This is a genomic window from Liquorilactobacillus vini DSM 20605, assembly GCF_000255495.1.
GTDB classification, from domain to species: domain Bacteria; phylum Bacillota; class Bacilli; order Lactobacillales; family Lactobacillaceae; genus Liquorilactobacillus; species Liquorilactobacillus vini.
In genome coordinates this window covers 1-7,747 of sequence record NZ_AHYZ01000076.1, presented here as the reverse complement: position 1 = coordinate 7,747, position 7,747 = coordinate 1, and the positions used below count along the sequence as shown (strand labels likewise).

11 protein-coding genes are annotated in these 7,747 nt (G+C 36.6%); 3 read left to right on the top strand and 8 right to left on the bottom strand.

All coding sequences use genetic code 11. From position 1 onward, the window contains the following. The 5 genes from ON15_RS04890 to ON15_RS11235 all read right to left on the bottom strand — a co-directional run. A partial coding sequence (locus ON15_RS04890; RefSeq protein WP_010580364.1) for a PTS fructose transporter subunit IIC occupies positions 1-982 on the bottom strand: 982 nt, incomplete at its 3' end. A gap of 14 nt (positions 983-996) precedes the next feature. Beyond that, a complete protein-coding gene (locus tag ON15_RS04885) occupies positions 997-1,308 on the bottom strand; it encodes a PTS fructose transporter subunit IIB (RefSeq protein ID WP_010580363.1) in 312 nt (103 codons plus the stop codon). Between the two features lie 18 nt (positions 1,309-1,326). Continuing rightward, entirely contained in the window at positions 1,327-1,764 is a 438-nt protein-coding gene (locus tag ON15_RS04880) for a PTS sugar transporter subunit IIA (RefSeq protein WP_010580362.1), read from the bottom strand. Further along, entirely contained in the window at positions 1,739-2,932 is a 1,194-nt protein-coding gene (locus ON15_RS11240) for a glycoside hydrolase family 38 C-terminal domain-containing protein (RefSeq protein WP_235720433.1), read from the bottom strand. The genes ON15_RS04880 and ON15_RS11240 overlap by 26 nt, the downstream gene beginning before the upstream one ends. Positions 2,933-2,961: 29 nt before the next feature. Beyond that, on the bottom strand, positions 2,962-4,440 hold the full coding sequence (locus ON15_RS11235) for a glycoside hydrolase family 38 N-terminal domain-containing protein (RefSeq protein WP_010580360.1): 1,479 nt from the start codon (positions 4,438-4,440) through the stop codon (positions 2,962-2,964). Positions 4,441-4,650: 210 nt separating this feature from the next. On the opposite strand from ON15_RS11235, the gene ON15_RS04870 reads away from it, so the two are divergent. After that, positions 4,651-5,463 (top strand): 5-oxoproline transporter, DUF979 family subunit, encoded by an 813-nt coding sequence (locus tag ON15_RS04870; protein ID WP_040524817.1) that lies wholly within the window; start codon positions 4,651-4,653, stop codon positions 5,461-5,463. A 20-nt stretch (positions 5,464-5,483) separates the two neighbouring features. Further along, positions 5,484-6,089, top strand: a complete 606-nt coding sequence (gene pcp / locus ON15_RS04865) for a pyroglutamyl-peptidase I (RefSeq protein WP_010580358.1) — start codon at positions 5,484-5,486, stop codon at positions 6,087-6,089. 128 nt (positions 6,090-6,217) lie between these two features. Here pcp and ON15_RS11740 read toward each other — a convergent pair whose 3' ends face one another. The 3 genes from ON15_RS11740 to ON15_RS04855 all read right to left on the bottom strand — a co-directional run bounded on the left by ON15_RS11740 (position 6,218) and on the right by ON15_RS04855 (position 7,153). Further along, positions 6,218-6,391: a hypothetical protein gene (locus tag ON15_RS11740; RefSeq protein WP_010580357.1), complete on the bottom strand. Its 174-nt coding sequence runs from the start codon at positions 6,389-6,391 to the stop codon at positions 6,218-6,220. Between the two features lie 197 nt (positions 6,392-6,588). Further along, positions 6,589-6,891, bottom strand: coding sequence for a type II toxin-antitoxin system YafQ family toxin (locus tag ON15_RS04860; RefSeq protein ID WP_010580356.1), 303 nt, complete (start codon positions 6,889-6,891; stop codon positions 6,589-6,591). Next, positions 6,884-7,153 (bottom strand): type II toxin-antitoxin system RelB/DinJ family antitoxin, encoded by a 270-nt coding sequence (locus tag ON15_RS04855; protein ID WP_010580355.1) that lies wholly within the window; start codon positions 7,151-7,153, stop codon positions 6,884-6,886. The genes ON15_RS04860 and ON15_RS04855 overlap by 8 nt, the downstream gene beginning before the upstream one ends. A 218-nt stretch (positions 7,154-7,371) precedes the next feature. Between ON15_RS04855 and ON15_RS04850 the strand changes: the two genes are divergently transcribed. Next, on the top strand, positions 7,372-7,747 hold a 376-nt coding region (locus tag ON15_RS04850; RefSeq protein WP_040524819.1), incomplete at its 3' end, for an IS256 family transposase.

Genomic DNA, 7,747 nt, shown 5'->3' with positions numbered 1-7,747 from the left:
TAACTACAACTGCAATTCCTACCACAACTCCCAGTACATACGTCAAACGGCCACCAACAACGGGTAAGACCAATAAGCCACCTAAAGGAGCCATATTAGTGGAAGAACCTAAAGAAGCAATAACTGAGCCAGCTGCTGATCCAACCATAATTGATGGAATAACTCTGAACGGATCAGTTGCAGCAAAAGGAATTGCCCCTTCCGTAATGCCACAGGCTCCCATAACAATAGCTGCCTTGCCTGAATTACGTTCCTCTTCAGTAAAACGACTCCGCAAAATCAATGAAGACACACCTAATCCAATTGGTGGAATACAAATTGCAACTCCAGCCATTCCCATCAAATGACCGTTTCCAGTTGAAATCAAAGCAACAGCTGTGGTATAAGCAATCTTATTTAACGGACCACCCATGTCAAATGAAATCATACAACCAACAATGATTGCTAAAACTATTGATGAACCAGTCGACATGTTTTTCAGCCAACTCGTTAAACCACTAACAACACTGCCAAGTGGCGTAGCAATTATATAAATATAAAGCAACCCAATGATTAAAGAAACAACTAGCGGAATTACAATAATTGGCATTAACGGTTTAATAAATGCTGGCACTTTCCATTTCTTAACCCATTTTGCCAGATAACCTGCAGAAAAGCCAAGTAAGAGTCCTCCCAAGAATCCAGTCGAAATTTTTCCTGTGCCGACTGGATTCGCTGCAAGATAACCCAAGATCAACCCGGGGATTAAACCAGGACGACCGGCAATTGAATATGAAATATATCCTGCCAAGACTGGTACCAGCAAAGCCATTCCTGCTGCACCGATTGTTTCAATATTAGCTAGAAAAGGAACTTTGACATTCACACCACCACTAAAAGCTAAAGCAATCGCATACAAAATACCACCAACTGTAACCGTTGGAATCATATATGATACACCTGTCATTGCATGATTTTTTATCTCACTAAAAGCTTTGTTCATTGTAGCTCACTTCCTTATTTTTTTATTTTTTCTAATGCTTTTTGAATAACTTTTTCCGGTTCAGTAACACACGAAGAAACTGATGTCTCATAAACTGGTTTTCCTTCAAATCTTTCTTCACCTTCAATTGAAACATCAACACCCAGAATTACCACATCTGCTTCGTCAATCTCCGCTTTAGTTAATTCATTCTCTGCGCCCATTGCTCCTTGTGTTTCGATCTTGATTTGATAATCTAACTTCTTGGCGGCTTTTTCTAAAGCACTTTGCGCCATATAGGTGTGTGCTATCCCTGCTGTACAAGCTGTAATCCCTACAATTTTCATTACAAAGCTTCCTTTCTTTTAATCATCTGTCGGATCTATAATCTCGATCACTTTTTTCTTATCATCGGTTGTCAAAAGATGTTGACGAAATTGATCATCAATAATTCTGCGAGCAATATTTGCCAAGATAGTTAAATACGAGTTTCCTTTTTCTGCTTCTGGTACACCAATCAAAAAGATCAAATGGACCAACTGTTTATTCCAATAAATTCCCTTAAGTGATTTGGCAAAACAAATAAATGGTTTTTTGACAGCATTTGTTTTACCATGCGGAACAGCTACCTGATAGCCAAGCGAAGTTGAAATCTCAGCCTCTCGTGTATAAACTGCTTTCAAAAACTTTTCACTGTCATTTAAACGATTGTCATCATTTGCTAATTTTACTAAATGTTTTATTAAATCATTCTTGTCCGTTGCTGCAACATTTAGATCAATAAGCTTTTCTGATATGAGCAAATTGATCACCTCCTAAGTCAAACTTGAATGTCTTAAATTGATTATGGTCAAAATTACCTTCTTTCAGATTGGATTTAGTTTTTTCATCCAACCCGACTTCAGTTGCTTTCACTGGTAATTTGATTGTGGCTTTGCGTAGCAAGAATGGATTAAAGCAACGTAAAATTACTTGGTCACTTTCTTCAGCTTTTTTGATTGCACTAACAACTGCTGAAGAATCCTTTAAATCTAACAAACTGATTCGTGTAGGTAATTCTTTTTGCTCTGGTTCATTACGGATAAAGCGAATTCGACTATTCAAAAAGGGTGCTAATTCATAAACTTGCACTGGTGAGTAAAATTCTTTAGCTATCTTGCTAACCTGCGAATCATCGAATGCGGCTTGCGAGTAATAAAAGCCAAAATCAAAGCTTAATCTACCAATTAGTTCGGCTGCTGGGGTCGCCACAATAGTTTCTCCTGATGCTCGTCCTGGTCGATATTTCAAATCAGTTTTGCCCATCTGGCTGTTAGCGCGAAAAATAGTCAACGCTAACTGATCAAAATTCTCTCCAACAATTTCATATTCTCGTGGTCCATCAGTAAATCCAGCAACTGTTTGATGGTTATCACTGACAGCAGCAAAACTCTGTAATGGATTAATCTCAGTTGGTTTTTCAACCCACCCCTTTATTTGCCAATTTGTTGCATTAGGATCAACAACTGGCCGTTTAACAACTCCAAACAAACTATCAGCAATTGATGACTTAGTTCGATCTCCTAACTGTGAAACCAAACGTAACCGATGATTAGAAACTGGATTGTCAACACGAACATTAATTCCGATAACTTGCTCAGCTGCTTTTAAGGTTACAGTAACAGTTGCTTTCATTTTGTCTGTAACATGATGTTCAGCACGTCGTATTAAGGTATCAGGCAAATTAAAGATCAAAGTAACAGCTAAAGATTGACTAATATCACCTATTTTGGTCTCAATTTTCTTCACTTGTGCATTTTTAGAGGATATCAGCCAATCATTTTCCGGTGGAGAATAATTATAAGAATCGCCAGCATCACCGTTATCAATTAAATTAAACTGATGATAATGAGTTTTACCGTTTTGATTGTCATGAACTGTAAAAGCATGAGTTTCTGGCTCAAAAGATACTGAATAATACTGATTAGAGATCTTCTCTGAATTGACTGTTTTTAGATAACTTAACGGTAAATTTTTTGCGGCTTCAAATAAAATTGTTGATACCCTAAACCTGCAATATCTTTGATCAAAAACCTAACATGTGAATAAAAAACTTGTTTAGGTGTTGAGGAAGCATTTGTATCAGTACGATACATGGTTGGTGTCAACAACTCAGCTTGATGCAAAACATAATCACTTTGATCTTGTTGACTAAGAACTTCATATGGTACTGAATTACCTTGATCATCCAAAAAACTAAATGAGCCATCAGGTAAATAAAGATTAGCTTCTAAGACTGTCGTTCTTGCATATGGCAAAGGATTAAAAACCGTAAATGAATATGAATTATCTTGCGCAATATTGCTGCTAATGTCACGCATTGTTTTCTCTAACAGATTCTGGGCAAAATCAGTAGCAATTTTGTTTCGCGCCTGAATATCAAAATTTGTTGAATCACTATTACAGTTGCCAATACTATCATGAGCAGAGTTCTCTAATAATTTTTTCCAAATAAATTCCAATTCTGAATGTGGATATCGTAAACCTAAACTATAGCCCAAGGTTGTAAGAGGTTCGACAACATTGACCAAAAAATTTTCTAATTGATTATTAGCTTGTTTTAAGTCTGCTCGTGTTGAATAAATGCTTTTATGAACTCGTGAATCTTCCCCATCAGTGAGTTCACCATAAACTTTTGGAAGTGTTACTTGATGATCTTTTAAATCACGTTGCAAAGAATCCATATATTTTTCTGGTGAAGAGATTTGATACACTCGCGCTGGATCAATCTGATTCAATTGAGCAACTATTTGTTCTAGATGATGGTTAATGGGCAATTGATCAAAACCATTTGGCAAATAAAGGTCAGTAATCTGTGAACGATTTTCCAATTTAGGAATCATAGTTTTGACAAAGCCTTGCAGATCAACAGAATCAGTTGGAATATTTGCTCCATAAAAATATCCAAATGGAATTTGTAAAGCTGTAATTGGAGTACCATCATCTCCAATCCATTCAAATTCAGTTTTTGCCAATTTTGAATTACCAATTCCACGCCAAAAGATTACTTGATGAATTCCGAATTTTTGATAGATTTGCGGTAAATTCCCTCCCTGTCCGAAAATATCCGGACAATAGCCAATCTTCATACTATGTCCCATTGCCTGAGCATAATCAATTCCGTAATACAAATTACGAACAATCGACTCTTGACTAATTGCTAATTGATCTGTTTGGGTATACCATGGTCCAAATAGTAGCCGGTGATTACTAATTAATTGTCGTAAAACTGCTTTTTTTTCGGGATAAAATCTTAAATAATCTTCGAGTAATGAACTTTGGGCATCAAAAAGATAAAAATAAGTTTTAGAATGGTTCTGTAAAGTTTCAATTACTTCATTGACTTGACTAATCAAATATACGGTTGCTCGTGTATTTTGAAAATACCATTCACGATCCCAATGAGTGTGTGGAACAATATGAACTGTTGTTTTTTTCATATTTTGATCCTCCTTCCACAATCAATATTAAAACCGCTTACACAGCTGAACAATGCCAAAAGTTTGCGCGACAAGGCGAAAAAGTGTGTACACATCTTTTTAAAAAATCATAACCGCCCAGTACGCTGGAAGTGTATTGGCCAGGGAATTGGCAAGACGAAAGCAAATCAGCGATTCCTGCAAAAATGACTGTAGCAAAAAGACCAACCGATCTCATTTGAGATTTCAGATGGTCTTTTAGTAATTATAATGACCTTAATTGTTGCACTTGGTCAATTAAAGAAAAGCAATGTTGCAATGCGTCCCGGAAAACAAATTGAAAGTGATAGGAAAAGACTTGGCAATCTGGTATTTCTGCCGGCCCTTCTTCTTCCACTGTTGACATTTGCTGGTGCAGAATTTTTAGCTCCTTTAAAAATAGCCGATAAATTTCTCTTTGATTCTTCAAATTCCACTTTAGTTGCTTTAGGTATTGCATGTATTATATGCTGGATAGCAGCAATGCTTGTAACTAAAAAAGGCGTAAAGAGTTCTTTTTTTGAAGGATATCGACTTCTAGATGCAATCAGCTGGACACTTGTTTTGCCACAGCTTTTAGCAACATTAGGTACCATTTTCACTGAAACTGGGGTTGGAAAAACGATTTCAAAAATAATTACATCTGTGGTTCCTGATAACTCTTTATTCTGGACAGTTGTGGTATTTTGCTTAGGAATGGCTATCTTTACCTTAATCATGGGAAACGCTTTTGCTTCTTTCCCAATACTGGCATCTGGTATTGCAGTACCACTCTTAATAAAGGGATTTGGCGCAACACCCGAACAAATAGGCGCTTTAGCTATGTTTTCAGGTTATTGCGGGACTTTAATGACACCGATGGCTGCAGAGTTTAACATCGTACCCGCTTCGCTTCTTGAATTAGATGATAAAAATCTTGTCGTAAAAGTACAAATCCCAACTGCTTTATTTGTATTAGTATTTAATGTATTACTTATGTATGCAATGATAAAACTCAACTTTTAAAAAGAAAGGAAAATAGCAAAATGAAACTTTTATTAACAGGATTCGATCCATTTGGAAAAGATAAAATAAATCCAGCAATTGAAGCAGTAAAAAAAGTACCAGATGAAATTTCTGGATTGCAGATAGCCAAGTTAGAAATACCTACAGTATTTTTCAAGAGTGCTGAAAAAATACATAAGGCTATTTTAAGTGAAAAACCAGACTTTATTTTAAATATTGGTCAAGCTGGTGGAAGATACGGTATTACACCAGAGAGGGTCGCTATCAATTTTGATGATGCAAGAATTCCTGATAACGAAGGGCAGCAGCCTAAAGAGGAACTTATTCATGATGATGGTGAAAATGCTTATTTCACACAGCTGCCGGTTAAAGAAATGTCTAAGGCAATAAAAGAAGAGCAAATTCCTAGCTATGTTTCAACAACTGCCGGTGCATTTGTTTGCAACCATGTGATGTATCAAGTCCAATACATGATTCATAGGGAATTTCCAAATATAAAAGGTGGTTTTATGCATATTCCATTTCTTCCTTCACAAGTTGTTAATCGTCCAGGTGTCCCGTCATTAAGTCTTGCTGATGATGTTCGTGGAATAACTGCTGCAGTTAAAGTGTTGGCAGTCAAATAACAAATGTAAGCATCTAATAAGTAAGCACCTAATGATCGACCGTTAAAAAAAGACCAGCTAATCTCATTTGGGATCAGTTTTGCCACAGATAAGATAAATGCCTTTAATTTTTCGCATATCAAGCAACATCATTTGAAAATCGCCTTAATTAAAGAACCTAAAACATATCCCTGGATGCGATTATACACGATAACAGATTTGTTATCATCAACTCTAACTTGAAAAGCTTTAGTAGGAGCCGAAGTATGAGGATTAAAGGACTTATCCATTTTGATCTGAACAACATCAGGTTTATTAGTCATAAAAACACCTCATCATTCTTTATGGTTCTATTATATAAGGTAATTTGTTTCAAGATATACACTAGTTGTACTTTTAAATATTGTTACGTAAAATATCTTTTTCTTACATTAGAAAATATGTATCTTTAAAGTGGAGGCCACTGAATCTACTAATAGATTACAACACAAAAACCACCCTTTCTGGACAGCTTTCAATCCTATTTGCCTAAAAGGCTCTTATGAGATCCAGTTCTAACCAGGGTCAAAATAAGATCTTGCTGCTCAATTTTATAGATTAGTAGCCAGTCCCCACGAGGACCATCAACATGTAGCTCTCGGTATCCTTTCCACGCGCTGCTTGAAGACAACGCGTGATCTGCATACTTTTTGCTTAAAAGTTTGGCGTTCGTTCCAACGGCTAAAAGATTAACAGCCGTCTTTAGCTCATCAACAGGCCAGTGCTTTTTGGAGAGACGTTTTAAATCACGTTTAAATGTTGGAGTCGGAATCAGTCTATACATTCAAGTCTCTCCACATGTCATCAGGAGTGCTGTATTTTTTAAGCAGCTCTGGGTGCTTTGCTTCTTTCAAAGCTTGTAAGGTTTCAACTGGTAGGCTAGTTGGGGTAAACGGGAGGGCGTGATCTTTCACCATTTTTGTCATGAACATAGTAACAGCTGTGGTCAAGTCTATTCCCATATCATTTGCTACGATTTGAGCAGCACTTTTTAATTCAGGATCAATACGAATATTCAAGCGAGCTTCTTTCTTTTTTGTTGCCATTGATAGCCACTCCTTTCTATCTGATAACTTAATCATATCACAAAACATCCCATTGTGAACACAATGGGATGTTTTTAATAGGGATGAATTTGTGCAGGTTCATTTTACATGTATCTCATTATACATATAGCGATAGTTAAGGAATCGAATAAAACACCTGTTAGTATTAACAAGAAAAGGGATAGACATGAATTGAATTGTACCGCCCATTCCTTTCAATAAATTTAACCAAAACTCGATTGTCAAATGGTGATGTTAAAGAACTTTTTCGTCAACAACTCGAAACAGCTATTAATCGAATCTTGCAAGCTGAACTAACAGCTTTGCTTGGTTATGATCCTGATGACCGCAGTGGCTTTAATACTGGCAATTCTCGTAATGGCCAGTATTATCGTTTAATTGACGCTGAAGATGGTAAGTTGAAGATTGCTGTGCCGCGTGATCGTCAGGGCCATTTTCATAATCACCAGCTTCTAACTTATTCTCGTCGTCAGGACGCTTTAGAAACAACAATCATTCAGCTTTATTCCAAGGGCGTTACGACCCGTGAAATTGCAGATTTGATTGAAAAAATGTCTGGTTCCTATTATTCAG

Excerpts from the sequence above, each read along its gene's own strand:
- ON15_RS04885 (WP_010580363.1), bottom strand. The coding sequence starts at position 1,308 with ATGAAAATTGTAGGGATTACAGCTTGTACAGCAGGGATAGCACACACC.
- ON15_RS11235 (WP_010580360.1), bottom strand. The coding sequence starts at position 4,440 with ATGAAAAAAACAACAGTTCATATTGTTCCACACACTCATTGGGATCGT.
- pcp (WP_010580358.1), top strand. The coding sequence starts at position 5,484 with ATGAAACTTTTATTAACAGGATTCGATCCATTTGGAAAAGATAAAATA.
- ON15_RS11740 (WP_010580357.1), bottom strand. The coding sequence starts at position 6,391 with ATGACTAATAAACCTGATGTTGTTCAGATCAAAATGGATAAGTCCTTT.
- ON15_RS04860 (WP_010580356.1), bottom strand. The coding sequence starts at position 6,891 with ATGTATAGACTGATTCCGACTCCAACATTTAAACGTGATTTAAAACGT.
- ON15_RS04855 (WP_010580355.1), bottom strand. The coding sequence starts at position 7,153 with ATGGCAACAAAAAAGAAAGAAGCTCGCTTGAATATTCGTATTGATCCT.